General features: G+C 69.9%; 13 protein-coding genes. 2 read left to right on the top strand and 11 right to left on the bottom strand.

Annotated features, from left to right (window positions below; all coding sequences use genetic code 11):
* Positions 1-147: 147 nt before the first annotated feature.
* The 8 genes from glcF to ACXJKR_RS11330 form a co-directional block, all read right to left on the bottom strand.
* Complete coding sequence (gene glcF, locus ACXJKR_RS11365; protein ID WP_457322931.1) at positions 148-1395, bottom strand: glycolate oxidase subunit GlcF; 1248 nt, start codon at positions 1393-1395, stop codon at positions 148-150.
* A gap of 4 nt (positions 1396-1399) precedes the next feature.
* Positions 1400-2176, bottom strand: coding sequence for a class I SAM-dependent methyltransferase (locus tag ACXJKR_RS11360; protein WP_457322932.1), 777 nt, complete (start codon positions 2174-2176; stop codon positions 1400-1402).
* A 2-nt stretch (positions 2177-2178) separates the two neighbouring features.
* On the bottom strand, positions 2179-3249 hold the full coding sequence (gene glcE, locus ACXJKR_RS11355; RefSeq protein ID WP_457322930.1) for a glycolate oxidase subunit GlcE: 1071 nt from the start codon (positions 3247-3249) through the stop codon (positions 2179-2181).
* Entirely contained in the window at positions 3246-4724 is a 1479-nt protein-coding gene (locus tag ACXJKR_RS11350; RefSeq protein ID WP_457322929.1) for an FAD-linked oxidase C-terminal domain-containing protein, read from the bottom strand. The genes glcE and ACXJKR_RS11350 overlap by 4 nt, the downstream gene beginning before the upstream one ends.
* A gap of 204 nt (positions 4725-4928) precedes the next feature.
* Positions 4929-5786, bottom strand: a complete 858-nt coding sequence (locus tag ACXJKR_RS11345) for a substrate-binding periplasmic protein (protein WP_457322928.1) — start codon at positions 5784-5786, stop codon at positions 4929-4931.
* A gap of 31 nt (positions 5787-5817) precedes the next feature.
* The gene (locus tag ACXJKR_RS11340; RefSeq protein WP_056205372.1) at positions 5818-6585 is read right to left on the bottom strand and encodes a PhaM family polyhydroxyalkanoate granule multifunctional regulatory protein; all 768 of its coding nucleotides are present in this window, start codon (positions 6583-6585) and stop codon (positions 5818-5820) included.
* Between the two features lie 29 nt (positions 6586-6614).
* The gene (locus tag ACXJKR_RS11335) at positions 6615-7523 is read right to left on the bottom strand and encodes a TraB/GumN family protein (RefSeq protein WP_457322927.1); all 909 of its coding nucleotides are present in this window, start codon (positions 7521-7523) and stop codon (positions 6615-6617) included.
* The gene (locus tag ACXJKR_RS11330; protein ID WP_157282209.1) at positions 7520-8005 is read right to left on the bottom strand and encodes a retropepsin-like aspartic protease family protein; all 486 of its coding nucleotides are present in this window, start codon (positions 8003-8005) and stop codon (positions 7520-7522) included. Before ACXJKR_RS11330 ends, ACXJKR_RS11335 begins: the two co-directional genes overlap by 4 nt.
* A gap of 65 nt (positions 8006-8070) precedes the next feature.
* On the opposite strand from ACXJKR_RS11330, the gene ACXJKR_RS11325 reads away from it, so the two are divergent.
* Both ACXJKR_RS11325 and ACXJKR_RS11320 read left to right on the top strand, forming a co-directional pair.
* Positions 8071-8547 (top strand): BON domain-containing protein, encoded by a 477-nt coding sequence (locus ACXJKR_RS11325; RefSeq protein ID WP_457322926.1) that lies wholly within the window; start codon positions 8071-8073, stop codon positions 8545-8547.
* Between the two features lie 52 nt (positions 8548-8599).
* On the top strand, positions 8600-9424 hold the full coding sequence (locus ACXJKR_RS11320) for a DUF6279 family lipoprotein (RefSeq protein WP_457322925.1): 825 nt from the start codon (positions 8600-8602) through the stop codon (positions 9422-9424).
* 9 nt (positions 9425-9433) lie between these two features.
* On the opposite strand, the gene ACXJKR_RS11315 is transcribed toward ACXJKR_RS11320, so the two are convergent.
* From ACXJKR_RS11315 to ACXJKR_RS11305, 3 genes are read right to left on the bottom strand one after another with little or no spacing between them, the layout of a single operon-like run.
* Positions 9434-10732, bottom strand: a complete 1299-nt coding sequence (locus ACXJKR_RS11315; RefSeq protein ID WP_457322924.1) for an ABC transporter permease — start codon at positions 10730-10732, stop codon at positions 9434-9436.
* Complete coding sequence (locus ACXJKR_RS11310; RefSeq protein ID WP_457322923.1) at positions 10732-12039, bottom strand: ABC transporter permease; 1308 nt, start codon at positions 12037-12039, stop codon at positions 10732-10734. Before ACXJKR_RS11310 ends, ACXJKR_RS11315 begins: the two co-directional genes overlap by 1 nt.
* Positions 12039-13322: a TolC family outer membrane protein gene (locus ACXJKR_RS11305; protein ID WP_457322922.1), complete on the bottom strand. Its 1284-nt coding sequence runs from the start codon at positions 13320-13322 to the stop codon at positions 12039-12041. The genes ACXJKR_RS11310 and ACXJKR_RS11305 overlap by 1 nt, the downstream gene beginning before the upstream one ends.
* Positions 13323-13404: the final 82 nt, after the last annotated feature.

The raw sequence follows: 13404 nt of genomic DNA, 5'->3' as shown, positions 1-13404 counted from the left end.
GCATCTGCGGCTTGCCGGAGTGGGCCGTGTACTTCAGACGTTGAACGTCAGCTTTCGGTGGCTCAGTTTGCCAACAAATACTTCCGCTATGGGTCGACACCCGTCATTGGCTGACCCGCTGCATCCACAGCAAGCTCACTCGACCACCTACCCGCTCACCCCTCTCAGCGCGTCGTCCAGCACCTCCACCCAGTGCMGCACCGGGTGGGTCGTGCCGCTTTGCAGGTGCTGGATGCAGCCGATATTGGCCGACACGATCTGCTCGGCCTGCAAGGGCGCCAGCGCTGCCAGCTTGCGGTCGCGCAGCTGCTTGGCCAGCTCGGGCTGCAGCACCGAATAGGTCCCGGCCGAGCCGCAGCAGAGATGGCTGTCAGTCGGCGCGCAGGCTATGCGAAAGCCCAGCTCGCGCAATGCGCTTTCCACGCCACCCGTGAGCTTTTGCCCATGCTGCAGCGTGCAGGGTGGGTGGTAGGCCAGTGAGCCGGGCTTGGCCTTGAGGCGCGCCTTCAGCGTGGGCACGAGTTCGGGCAGCAGCTCGCTGAGGTCCTTGGTCATCTCGCTGACGCGCCGGGCCTTGTCGGCATAGGCGGGGTCGTGGGCCAACAGGTGCGCATAGTCCTTGACCATGACGCCGCAGCCCGAGGCATTCGTGACCAGGGCTTCGACGCGCTCGCCCAGGCCCGAGACCAGTGGCCACCAGGCGTCGATATTGCGGCGCATGTCGTTGAGCGCTGCCTCGTGATCACCGAGGTGCTCGCGGATGGCGCCGCAGCAACCGGCGCCATCGGCCACCACGGTCTGTATGCCCGCCGCGTCCAGCACCCGCGCCGTCGCACTGTTGATATTGGGCGCCATGGCCGGCTGCACGCAGCCCAGCAGCAGCGCGACCTTGCGGTTGAGCTGGCGCGTCGGCCAGTCATGCGCCGTGGCCGGCGGCCTGGCCGGCACCTTGTCCTTCAGCGATGCCGGCACCAGGGGCCGGAACATCTGGCCCAGCTTCATCGCCGGCTTGAAAAGCGGCGAGGTCAGCCCTTCCTTCAGCAGCCAGCGCGTGCGGCGCTCGCCAGCCGGGCGTTCGACCTTGGCGTCGACGACGCGCCGGCCGATGTCGACCAGGCGGCCGTMTTCGACGCCCGACGGACAGGTCGTCTCGCAGTTGCGGCAGGTCAGGCAGCGGTCCAGATGCAGCTGCGTCTCGCGCGTGGGTTCAGCGCCTTCGAGCACCTGCTTGATCAGATAGATGCGGCCGCGCGGGCCGTCAAGCTCATCGCCGAGGAGTTGATATGTCGGGCAGGTGGCCGTGCAGAAGCCGCAGTGCACGCAGCGCCGCAGGATGGCCTCGGCCTCAGTGCCATCGTGGGTGCCGGCGAATTCGGGAGCGAGGGTGGTCTGCATGCCGTCAGTTGCTGGCAAGACGCTCGGCGCACCAGGCCTGCGTCACATAGGGGAAGGCGATCACGGGTTCGCGCAATGCGGCGAAGCGCTGCGGGAGCGCCCGCAACTTCGCCTCCACGACCTCGCGCTGGGCCTGGGGCAACGCAGCGATGAAGCTCACCGAAGCGATGCGGTCAATGACGACCTGCTCGAACGAACCCTCATGGCTGTGCGGGAACTCCGTCAGCTGCAGCGGCGCGAACAGCGTCTGGCCCTCGAAGGGACGCTTCCACTGCCCGGTGTAGTAGCGCGGCGCATCGCCTTCGTAGGGCGTGATGATCTCGGTGATGGCCGCGACCCAGTCGCAGGATTCGTCCCGCACATTCCAGACCAGCCCCAGCCGACCGCCGGGCCGCAGCACACGGTGCATCTCACGCAGGGCCTGGTCGTTGGCAAACCAGTGAAAGGCCTGGGCGCAGACCAGGTCGTCGGCCTCACCATCGGCCAACGGCAGGGCTTCGGCCGTGCCGGCAAGTGCCCGCACGCCGGGCAGGCTCTGCAACAGCTTCTCGCGCATCGCATCRACCGGCTCCACCGCCGTCACGGCCGCACCGGTGCGAGCCAGCAGTTGGGTGAACTTGCCGGTGCCCGCGCCCAGATCGACGACACGCGCGCCCTTGCGTACGCCGAGCGTCGCGTCCAGCCAGGCGGCGAGGGCCTGCGGGTACTCCGGCCGACCACGCTGATAGCTGTCGGGGGCGTTGGTGTAGCCGCGCTGGGCGGCGTCATGGATGGGCTGGATCATCAAAGCCCGGCGTAGAGCCGCCCCGGGTTGAACACGCCATGCGGGTCGAAGGAGGCCTTGAGCCGCTTGTGGATGGCCGCCAACGGCGCGCTCAGCGGCGCGAACACGCCCACGCCCTTGTCCTGGGCGCGGAACAGCGTCGCATGCCCGCCCACAGCTGCTGCGGCATCACGCACGCCGGCCGGCGGCATGGGCGTGACGACCCAGCGTTGCGCGCCGCCCCATTCGATGAGCTGCTCGCCATGCAACTTGAGCTCGGGCGTCGCACTCGGCAGGGACAGCCGCCAAAGCCGCGCGCCGCCCGCCACCGCACGCTCGGCGCCGATGAAGAACTCGTCGCTGTGGTCGCGCAGGCCGGTCCAGAAGGGCTGGGCCATGTCGCCCGGAATGACATCGCCGCCCAACTTGCGTGCCGCGGCCTCAACGGCCGCGTTCGCGCCGGCCAGTCGCACGAGCAAGGCACCGTCCCACCAGGCACTGGCCTCGATGGGCAGGGGCTCACCGCCCCAGCGGTTGATCGCCATCAAGGCAGCGGACTGGTCGAAATCGAAGCGCAATGTTGCCGTGGCGGCCGGCAGGGGCAGCACCTTCAAGGTCACCTCGGTAATCAACCCCAGCACGCCCAGCGACCCCGCCAGCGCGCGGCTGACATCGAAGCCGGCCACGTTCTTCATGACCGTGCCGCCAAAGCTCAGCAGCTCGCCCTTGCCATTGATCATCACGGCGCCCAGCAGATGGTCCCGCACCGAGCCCAGAGCCGCCCGCGTCGGCCCCGACAACCCGGCCGCCACCATGCCGCCCACCGTGCCGCGGCCCCCGAAGCGCGGCGGCTCAAAGGCCAGGCGCTGGTGGCGCTTCGCCAACAGCGCTTCGACATCGGCGATCGGCGTGCCCGCCAGCGCGCTGACAAACAGCTCGCTGGGCTCGTAGGCCGTGACGCCATTCATCTCCAGCGTGGACAGCAGCTCGCCGTGCGGCGCCTCGCCATAGAAATCCTTGCTGCCATGGCCCTGGATGCGCAGCGGCTCGCGCGCATTACGCAATCGGGTCTGCAGGTCCGCGAAGCTCAAAACCGCTCCAGTTCCGGGAAGGCCAGCAGGMCGCGCTTCACATGCATGCGGCCGTATTCGGCGCAGCGGCTCAGGGACGGGATCTGCTTGCCCGGGTTCAGCGTGCCGGCAGGGTCAAAGGCGCGCTTCAACGCCAGCATCTGCTCACGCTCCTCGGTGCTGAACTGCACGCACATGGAGTTGAGCTTCTCGACGCCGACACCGTGCTCGCCGGTCACCGTGCCGCCCAGGGCGACGCTGCGCTCCAGGATCTCGGCGCCGAACTGCTCGCAGCGGTGCAACTGGTCGGGGTCGTTGGCGTCGAACAGGATCAGCGGGTGCAGGTTGCCGTCGCCGGCATGGAAGACATTGGCGCAGCGCAGGCCGTATTTCTTTTCCATCTGCTGGATGTCGAGCAGGATGGTGGCGAGGTGCTTGCGCGGGATGGTCGAGTCCATGCACATGTAGTCGGGGCTGATGCGGCCCGACGCCGGGAAGGCGTTCTTGCGGCCGCTCCAGAACTTGAGCCGCTGGGCCTCGTCGGCGCTGACCTGGCAGCGCGTCGCACCGCTGGCCTGCAGCACGGCTTCCATCTTCGCGACCTCCTCGGCCACCTCCTCGGGCGTGCCGTCGCTTTCGCACAGCAGGATGGCCTCGGCATCCAGGTCATAGCCGGCATGCACGAAGTCCTCCACGGCAGCCGTCATCGGCTTGTCCATCATCTCCAGGCCCGCCGGGATGATGCCGGCTGCGATGATGGCCGCGACCGCGTCGCCGGCCTTTCGCACGTCGTCGAAGCTGGYCATGATGCAGCGCGCCAGTTGCGGCTTGGGCACCAGCTTGACGGTAACCTCGGTGATGACGGCCAGCATGCCTTCGCTGCCGATGACCAGGGCCAGCAGGTCCAGGCCCGCCGCGTCCAGCGCCTCGCTGCCGAACTCGATGGGCTCGCCCTCGGCGGTGAAGCCGCGCAGGCGCAGCACGTTGTGCAGCGTCAGGCCGTACTTCAGGCAGTGCACGCCGCCGCTGTTCTCGGCGACGTTGCCGCCAATCGTGCAGGCGATCTGGCTGCTGGGGTCGGGCGCGTAATACAGGCCGTGAGTCGCCGCGGCTTCGCTGATGGCGAGGTTGCGCACGCCGCATTGCACGCGCGCCGTGCGTGACAGTGGATCCAGCGAAAGGATCTTGTTGAACTTGGCCAGGGCCAACGTCAGGCCGGCCTCGTGCGGCATCGCGCCGCCCGACAGGCCCGTGCCCGCGCCGCGCGCGACGACCGGCACACCCAGACGGTGGCAGGCCTTCAGCACGGCAGCCACCTGGGCTTCGGTCTCGGGCAGGGCCACGGCCAGCGGGCGCTGGCGGTAGGCGGTCAGGCCATCGCATTCATAGGGCGTGGTCTGCTCGGCCTGGTGCAGCAGGGCATGGGCCGGCAGCAACGGTGCCAGGGCCGCGATGAGTGCGGCACGGCGGGCGGCGAGGTCGACGGGGGCGTTCATGTCGGGCCCACTTTAGTTGCCCATTCCGAATTCGCGACACCCGCAATGCATTGAAGTTGCGGGCCGAGCGCCGGGCCGCTCCCTAGCCGGCACGCGCTGGCGATGTGCTTGCCGGTCAATCCGGCAAGCATCGCCGTCCCCCCGGGGGACCGACCAGACTCGCTCGCGTTCAGCGACGCGAGGTTGGGCGAGGGGCAGTTCATCTCAGCCTTCGATGACGAGCCAGTAGGCCGGCTTGTGCAAGGGCGTCTCGGGCGGCAGCAACGGATTCTTCAGCAACAGCTGGCGCCGGCGGGCCAGGTGGTGGCGGCGCAGCAGGTCGCCGAAATACTGCTGGAACAGCCGCGCGAGGCTGCCGTCGTTTGCCGCGGCCTCCATGCCGCGCTGCAACTCGGCCGCCAATCGTGGCCGGTCCGGGCGCACGAAGAGATAGGAGGCCGCCGGGTAGCGCAGCAGCACATGCGGCTCGATGACGAGGTCATGGGCCGCCGGCGTGGTCGCCTCGTCGTCGATCTCGAAGACGGCGCGCGGGAAGTAGTCGATGCGGCGCATGCGCAGCATGTCGAACAGCGCCTCGTAGCGGCTGATGCCCTGCACCGGCAGGCCGTTGGCACGCAGGATGGCGGTGTCGGGCCAGTCCTGGCCCTGGCCGGCGACGTAGCGGGAGAGTTCGTTGAGGTCGTGCAGGTCGCGCCAGCGATCCACGTCCTCGGGGCGGACGAAGGCAACGCGGCAACCGATGAGGCCGCGGTCCATGGGAACGCGCACCGGCAGCAGCCGGGCCTCGCGCTCGATGCTGGTCATGGTCCAGCACAGATCGATCCGCCCGCTGCGGTCGGCCAGTTCGCGCACGACGCGCGCCTGCGTCATCGGCACGGGCGACTCCATCAACTCATAGTCGGCACCGCTGCGCGTGATGGCGAGCTTGATGACGGCCTGCATGTAGTGCCACTGCGGCACGCGGCCGGGTTCGTGCTGGGGATAGACCAGCGGCGCGGGCCGCGCGGGCGCCTCGGTGGCGCAGGCAGCCGTGAGCATGACCAGCAGCGGCCGGCGCCTCATCACCCTCCCGTCGCGCCGGTTCGCCTTCGCCTCAAGGCTTGCGGCGCGCGCTGCTGCGTGGCTTGGCCGCCTTCGCGGCGGCGGTCTTCGCGGCCGGCTTGGGCGCGGCGCCGGACGCCAGGCCCTTGGCGACGCCACCCACCACCGCCCCGGGCACGCTGGCCGCGCGCTTCAGCGTTTCGCTGGCGGCGTCGAAGCTCTGCTTGACGAGGTTGCCGGCGAGGTTCTTGGCCGCATCGGTCGCGGTGTCCTTCATGGCCGAGGTGGCCAACTGCGTGAACTGCTGGCTCAGCGCCGTCCACCACTGCGTCGGGTCGACGACGGCGGCCGGGTTGTCGGCCACGGCCTTGGCCGCATCGCCGGCCGTCTTCACGGTCTTGGCGGCGACCTTGCTGGCGGTATTGGCCGTCTTGGTCACCGTCTGAGCCGCAGCCTGGGCCACCGGCGCCGCGGCGGCCAGGATCTCGGGTGGGATGCCGGGCCAGGAGGTGCCGTCGCCACCGGTGGGCAGCTTGAGGCTGTCGCGCAAGTCGGCCAGCGGCACGTTCATCGACTTCAGCGTCGACAGCGTCATGCGCTGCACTTCCAGCGCCTGGATGGTGGCGGCCAGCATGCGCGCGTTCTGCTCCAGCCAGAACTGCACCGTGCGCAGCTCCTCGATGCGCTTGGAGAGCTCCTCGGGATTGAGCGTTGGCGCCACCCATTGGCCGATGCCGGGCAGGGCCGAGCCCGCGTTCTTGACCAGGCCCTGCAGGAACTCGAAACCGGGCACGAACTTGGTGAAGCTGTTGTCGCTCATGTCTTGTCTCCTGTAAGGGCACTTCCATCCTACTTGCTGGGCAGCAGGGCTTCGACAATAAAACCCTGCTCGGCCAGCAGCTTGGGCAGTGCCCGCGGGCCGCTCATGTGCAGCGCGCCCACGGCCACCAGCAAGCGCTGGCCGGCGCCATGCAAGGCCGCGATGCGGGTGGCCAGCGGGCCGTTGCGGTCGTCGTTGACTCGCCTGAGCCAAGCGCGTTCGGCCGGGCTGTCGGCGCAGGCGCACCAGCGCGGATAGTTCGCCAACGTCCCCAGGTCACCGCGCGACCAGGCGCTGCTGAGCCGGCGCAGCGGCTCGCGCATCTGGCCACCGCGCAACTGGCGCAGCGCGCCGTCGACGATGGCGGGCAGCTCGGCCGCCTCCGGCTCCAGCGCCTGCAACTGCTCCTCGACGCTCTCCAGCGACTGCACCGGCCGGCCCTCGCTCCTGGCGCGCGCCAGCAGCATCACGTCCTGGCCAAAACCGGCATCAAAGCCATCGCGGCGCGCCTCCATCAGCGACAGCATGCTGAGCTGCAACATGACCGGCAGCGCGCTCAGGGCACCAGGCGACAGGCAGGCGGCGCGGGCCTGGGTGTCCAGGCGCTGGGCCAGAGCCGGCGGCAGGGGTGCGGCTTTGGGCATGGCGGCCAGCACGGCACCGACGTCGGCGGGGTCGAGCTCCACGGCCAGCACCTCGGTCTGCGCCCAGGCCGCGCGCAGGGCCGGCCCGGCATAGGCCCAGTCGGCCTTGCCGACATGCAGGCTGCCGAACAGATAGCTGCTGTGGCCGCCACGGCTGATGCGCCACAGCAGGCCGCGGTCCGGCGCCTTGGCGGCCCAGGTGGCGGCCTGCTCGGCGCTCGGCAGGGCCGGCGCCGGCGGGCAGGCCGCATGGGCACTGCCGACGAGAAAGGCCAAAAGGAGGGCGCGGATCATGGGCGGGGTTCGATGCGGAGTTCACCAGGTTTCTGGCTGAAGTGCAGGCGACCGAGCACGTCCATGCCAAGTAGCGGCGCGCCCAGGTCGGGCAGCACAGTCACCATCAACTTGTCGGCGCGCACGCCGCCTTCCAGCGCAACGTCGGCCCGCGCAAGAAAGCCGCGCGTGGCGCCGGCCGCGGTATGGGCGCGCACGGCGCCCAGCGGCTTGAGGCCGGCGCGCTCCGCCAACACTTGCGGCAGGGCCGTCGTGGTGGCGCCGGTGTCGACGAGGAAATCCACCTCGATGCCGTCGACCCGGCCGGGCCAGTGGAAGTGGCCGTCGCCCCCGCGCGTCAGCACGATGACCTCGCCGGCAAGCTGGAAGCGGCTGGCCTCGCGCTCGTGCTCCCACAGCTTGAAACCCAGGAAAATGCCCAAGCCGATCAGCAGCCAGATCGTCATCAGCTTGAGGGTGTGCGGCAGATCCTGGTGGGACACGAGGGGCGACTGAGGCGAGGGTTTGCGCGGGACCACACGATACCCGGCCCCACCAGAATGCCTTCATGACGCCGCCGCCCGCCCTGCTCATCGCGCTGCTGCTCGCCGGTGGCAGCGATGAGCTGGTGTTGAACCGCTTCAACGACCCCTTCGAGGCCGTGTCGGCCGATATCGCCGATTGCCCGGAGCCCCGCGGCCCGCGCATCACGGCCGCCGAGGCCCGCGTGCAAGCTCACCATCGCGCCGAGCGCGGCACCACCTGCTGGCTCAAGGGCGAATGCAGCGAACCCAATGCCTTCCGCTATGACGCGACCATTGCCGGGGCCTTGCGTGCCAAGCTGAACGGCACGGCCGCCCTGCATCCGAGCAGCCTGTGGCTGACCGTGCAGGGCCGGGTCGTTTACCTCGAGGGCTGCGTCGGGCACGCCGAGCAGGCGACCGAATTGGAGGCCCAGGCACGCGGGTTGCCGGAGGTGCAGCAAGCCCTGGCCCTGGTGCGGGTCGGCCAGGGCGGCGTCGTGCCCTATCGGCGCATGAATTGACCTGCAAGACCCCAGGCGTGACAACGCCGCCCTGCCTTGTCACGATGGCCCCATGCAACTGCTGAAGCGTTTTGCCACCCTCTTCGCGCTGACGGCCCTGCTGGGCCTGATCGGCTGCTCCAGCCTGACGCTGGCCTATGGGCAGCTGCCACTGCTGGCCGGGCTTTGGGCGGACAACTATCTCGACCTGGACAGCCCGCAGCGCGGTCAGCTCAAGACGCAGCTGCAGGCCTGGCAGGCCTGGCACCGCCGCGAGGAGCTGCCGCAATGGATTGCGCTGGTGGGCCAGGCCCATGCGGCGCTGGACGACGGCGTCACCCAGGACGAACTGCTGGCCCTGGAGCGCGGCGCGCGCGCCAGCGTCGAGCGTTGCCTGCAGCACGCCGCGCCGCTGGCCGCGCCGGTGCTGGCCAGCCTGCGGCCCGAGCAGTGGCAACACCTGGAAAAGAAGATGGCCGAGAAGACGACCGAGTGGCGGGAGAAGCAATCGGGCAAGCGCGGGCCCGACGAGCGCGCCAAGCGCTACACCAGCAACCTCGAACGCTGGCTGGGCGACCTGGACCGCTCGACCCGCAAGCAGGCCGCAGCCGACGCTCGCAGCTGGCATTTCGACCTGCCCGTCATGGCCCAGGCCCGTGCCGCACGCCAGGCGCGGCTGGTGCAGGCCCTGCGCGCCTGGGCGCGCCAGGACCTGGCCGCGGGCACCGCCCTGCTGATGCAGGACTCACAGACCCAGCCCACCGAGCAGCCTTATCGCGAGCAGATCGTCGCCAGCCTGCTGAAGCTGCTCAACAGCCTCGATGCCGAGCAGCGGGCCGCCATCCGCAAGCATTGGGCCGACTGGGCGGCCGAACTGCGCAGCCTGCAGGCGGCCTGAACCCGGGCTTCAACTCCTCAGGGCGGCCACCGGTGCCAGGCGCGCCGCGCGCCGGGCTGGCACCCACACGGCCAGCTGGCCCAGGGCCCACAGCGCCAGTGCGCCAGCGGGCAGATAGCCCCAGGGCAGGCGCGGCAGTTCGTAGCTCTGCATCAGCAGCTGGCTCAGGGCCCAGGCACCGGCCATACCGATGAGGATGCCGGTCGTCGTCAGCAGCAGGTTCTCGAGCTGGAAGTAGCGCAGGATCTGGCCCTGGGTGGYGCCCAGAGCGCGGCGCGTGCCGATCATGCGGGTGCGCTGCTGCACCCAGAAGCTCGCCAGGCCGACGATGCCCATGGCCGTCACCAGCAGCAGCGACACGCAGACACCGCCCATCAGCCAGGCCATGGCGCGGTCCTGGGCGTAGAAGGACGAACGCATCTCGGTCAGGCGCTGGCTCTGCGTGACGACACGGCCCTGGTCGCCTTCTTCGAGCACCGCGGCCGCAGCCTTGATGCGCGAGTCCAGCTGGCCCGGCTCGGCGCGGATCACGTACGAGCCGCCGCCGCGCAGCGGCAGGATCATGGCGGCACCATCACCGTCGCCACGGGCGCGGTGCAGCTGCGTGTGCGTCAGCGTCTGGACGACGCCGATGATGGTCGACGGCGAGCGGCCGAAGATATAGACCTGCTTGCCCAACGCTGACTGGCCGGGGAAGAGCTTGTCGGCCATCACCTTGTTGATGATGAGCTGCGGGATCTTGGGATCGGAGACGCTGAAGGTCTGGAAGTTGTCGAGCACCTCGTCGGCCGTGAAGTTGCGGCCCTCCAGCAGCTTGAGCCCGAAGGTCGGGATCATCTGTTCATCGGCCGCGTATTGCGCCGCGCTGATGCGCAGGCCCTTGTTGTCGGGCTCAAGCGAGACGCCGCTGTTGTTGCTGTTGTTGCCGTAGACGATCTGGTTGGGCACCGTGGCCGCCTTGATGCCTGGCAGCGCACGCAGCCGCGTGAGGTCCTCGGACACGATGCCGGCGGTGCGCTCGGGCGGCTGGGGCTTGCTGCCGCGCAGGGTCAGCACGCCGATCTCGGTCTCGGCCATGCCGCTGTCGGTGTTCAGCGCCTCGACGCGGGTCTGGATCAGGTGCAGCGCATTGGTGACGATGGCGCAGGTCAGCGCCACCTCCAGCACGATGAGGCCGGCCGCGATGCGGTGGCGGCGCAGCGTCGACAGGATGGGCGCGAGATCGCTCAGGGCCCGGCCGAACGCCCCGAGGGGGTTGCCGGTGGCGCGGGCTGGCGGGACGATGGACAGCGTGGAGGAGTCAGACATCACTGCACCTTCAGTTGGACGGCGGGGGTGACGAGGGCCGCACGCCAGGCCGGCAGCAGGCCGGCGAGCAGGCTGGCCAGCAGGGCCAGGCCCAGCGTCAGGGCCAGCATGCTGGCGTCGAGCTCGGCCAGCTTGGCGTAGTCGTTCGGGCTCTGGCGCACCAGCCACAGCCCGCCCTGGGCGAACAGCAGGCCCAGCAGCGCGCCGGCCAGGCCGAGCAGGCCGGYCTCGACGACGAACTGCTTGAAGATGTCGCCGCGCGTCGCACCGAGTGCGCGGCGCACGCCGATCTCGCCGCTGCGGCGCAGCGTCTTGGCCAGCAACAGGCCCACCATGTTGACGACGCAGACGGCCAGGAAACCAAAGGCCAGCCAGGTCTGCAGGCGCACGTCGGCGGGCAGCACCTTCTGCGCGCCCAGCCAGTCCATCACGTTGCGCAGGCGCACATTCGTCGGTCGCTCGTAGCGGCCGGCCTTGCGCTGAGCCTCGGAGTAGGCGACGAGGTAGTCGCGGTAGGCGGCGGCCTCCTCGGGCTTGGCAAACTCGACCCAGTACTGGATCCACGAGCAGCTCGCGTTCAGGTCCAGCGAGGTGCCGCCGTTGGCGCCCTTGGCCCAGCAGTTCATATTGCCCCAGTGGCCCATCTTCAGCAGCATCGCCGTCGAGAACGGCAGGTAGAAGTCCTCGGTCTCGGTGTAGCTGCCCAGGGTCAGGTCCCAGAAATGGGGCTGCACCTTCCAGGGCTTGAGCACGCCGACGATGCGCAGCGGCTGGCCGCGCACGATGACTTCCTTGCCCAGGCTGTTGCCGCCGCCGAACAGCTTCTCGTTGAGCGACGCCGAGATGACGGCGACACGCGCCTCGCCTTCGTCGTCGGCCGCGCTCCAGCCGCCGCCGTATTGCCACGGCGCGTCGAACATCGCGAAGAAGTCGGCCGACGTCATGCGCACGCTCGAGAAGATCGGCTTGGTCTGCGCATCGGGCAGGCCCACGGCGGTGTTGAAGCCGCTGGACATCGCCTGGCGCAGCGCCTTCTTGTCGCGCAGCAGTGCCGTCGCGTCATAGCGGCTCAGGTCGAAGTTGGGCTCTTCACCGGCCTTCCAGCTGACGATGTCCGACGCGTCGAGCTGCACGTTGAATAGGCGAGCGCTCTTGGCGGGAATGGGGTCGCCGGAGAGCACGTGATAGACGGTCAGCGTCGTCATGCAGGCGCCGATKCCCAGGGCGAGCGCCATCACCATCAACGCGGAGAGGCCCTTGGCGGCAAGCGTGTTGCGCCAGGCGAGTTCGAGGTAGTGAAGAAACATCAGCGGTTCTCCAGAAGAGCGTTGACRGTGGCGAGTTCGGCGTCACCGAGGGAGCCGGCCGCCTGGTGCAGGGCGAGCAGGGCCAGCACATGGCGGTGGCGGGCCTGGGTCTGCGCGTTCTGCGCGCCGGCCAGGGTCTGGATGGCGAGGAGCAGGTCGGTGGTGCTGCGCGTGCCCAGGGTCAGCCCGGTGCGCGTGGCTTCGAGCGCGCGCTCGGCGGCCTCGACGGCGACCTGCGCGGAGCGCAGCTGCACCGCGCCCTGGCCCACGGCGAGGTGCTGCGCCCTCACCTCGCGCAGCATGGCGCGGCGGCCGGCTTCGAGCTGCTCGCGGGCGGCATCCCGCTGAAAGCCGGCGCGGTCGGCCGCAGCGGCCACGGCGCCGCCGGCAAACAGCGGCACGGTCAGGCGCAGGCCGACCAGCGTCGGCGTGCGGCTGGCATCGAAGGCCGACACGCCGCTACCTCCACCGACATTGCGGCGCTGCGTCGTGTCCACGCCCACACTCAGCGTCGGCAGATGACCGGCGCGCGCGGCCGAGATGCGCTGCTCGCTGGCCTGCACGTCCAGCTGCAGCGCGCGCAGCTCGGGGTTGGCCTGGAGCGCACGCGCGGTCCAGGCTTCGGCGTCGTCCGGCAAGGCTTGTGCATCCAGCGCACGGCGCAACGGCTGCAGGGTGGTGACGGGCACGCCGGTCAATTGGGCCAGCGCCTCGCGGGCATCGGCCAGGTTCAGTTCGGCGGCCAGCGTGTTGCTGCGCGCCAGTTCGCGGTAGGCGCGCGACTGGTCGGCCTCGACCTGGGCCGACAGGCCGGCTTTGAAGCGCGTGTCGGCCTCGCTGACCTGGCGGGCGAAGGCCTCTTCATTGGCGCGCGCCGTGGCCAGTTGGGCCTGGGCCGACAGCAGGCCGAAATAGGCGTCGGCGACGCGGGCCCGCGCGGCCTGCTCGGCGGCGGCCAGGCGCGCAGACTGGGCCGAGGCCTGGCTGCGGCTGGCGTCCCATTCGCGCAGCGCGGCCAGGTCGAAGAGGGGCTGGCTGATGCTGCTCGTCGTCGTGCGCGAGCGCTCGCCACTGCCGTTCTCGCGCTGCTCGCTGCTCTGCAGGTTCCACTGCGGCAGCAGCGCCGCGCGGGCTTCGCGTGAGGCCGCTTCCTGCGCGCCGTTGAAGGCCGCGGCCTGGCGCAGCAGCGGGTCGGCCGCGCGCGCCTGCGCCCAGACCTGCAGCAGGTCGTCGGCTTGCGCGGTGGCGCAAGCGATCAACAGCAGGAACGCGATGGTTTTCAAGCGGCGAGCTCCGCAGCCAGGTCGACAACCTGGCCGTCGATGACGTGGACATTGCGCTGCGCACGTGCGGCCAGCTGCGGGT

This window comes from Roseateles sp. P5_E11, from assembly GCF_054049355.1.
The sequence above is the reverse complement of the archived record's forward strand: the minus strand, read 5'-3'. Positions and strand labels throughout refer to the sequence as shown.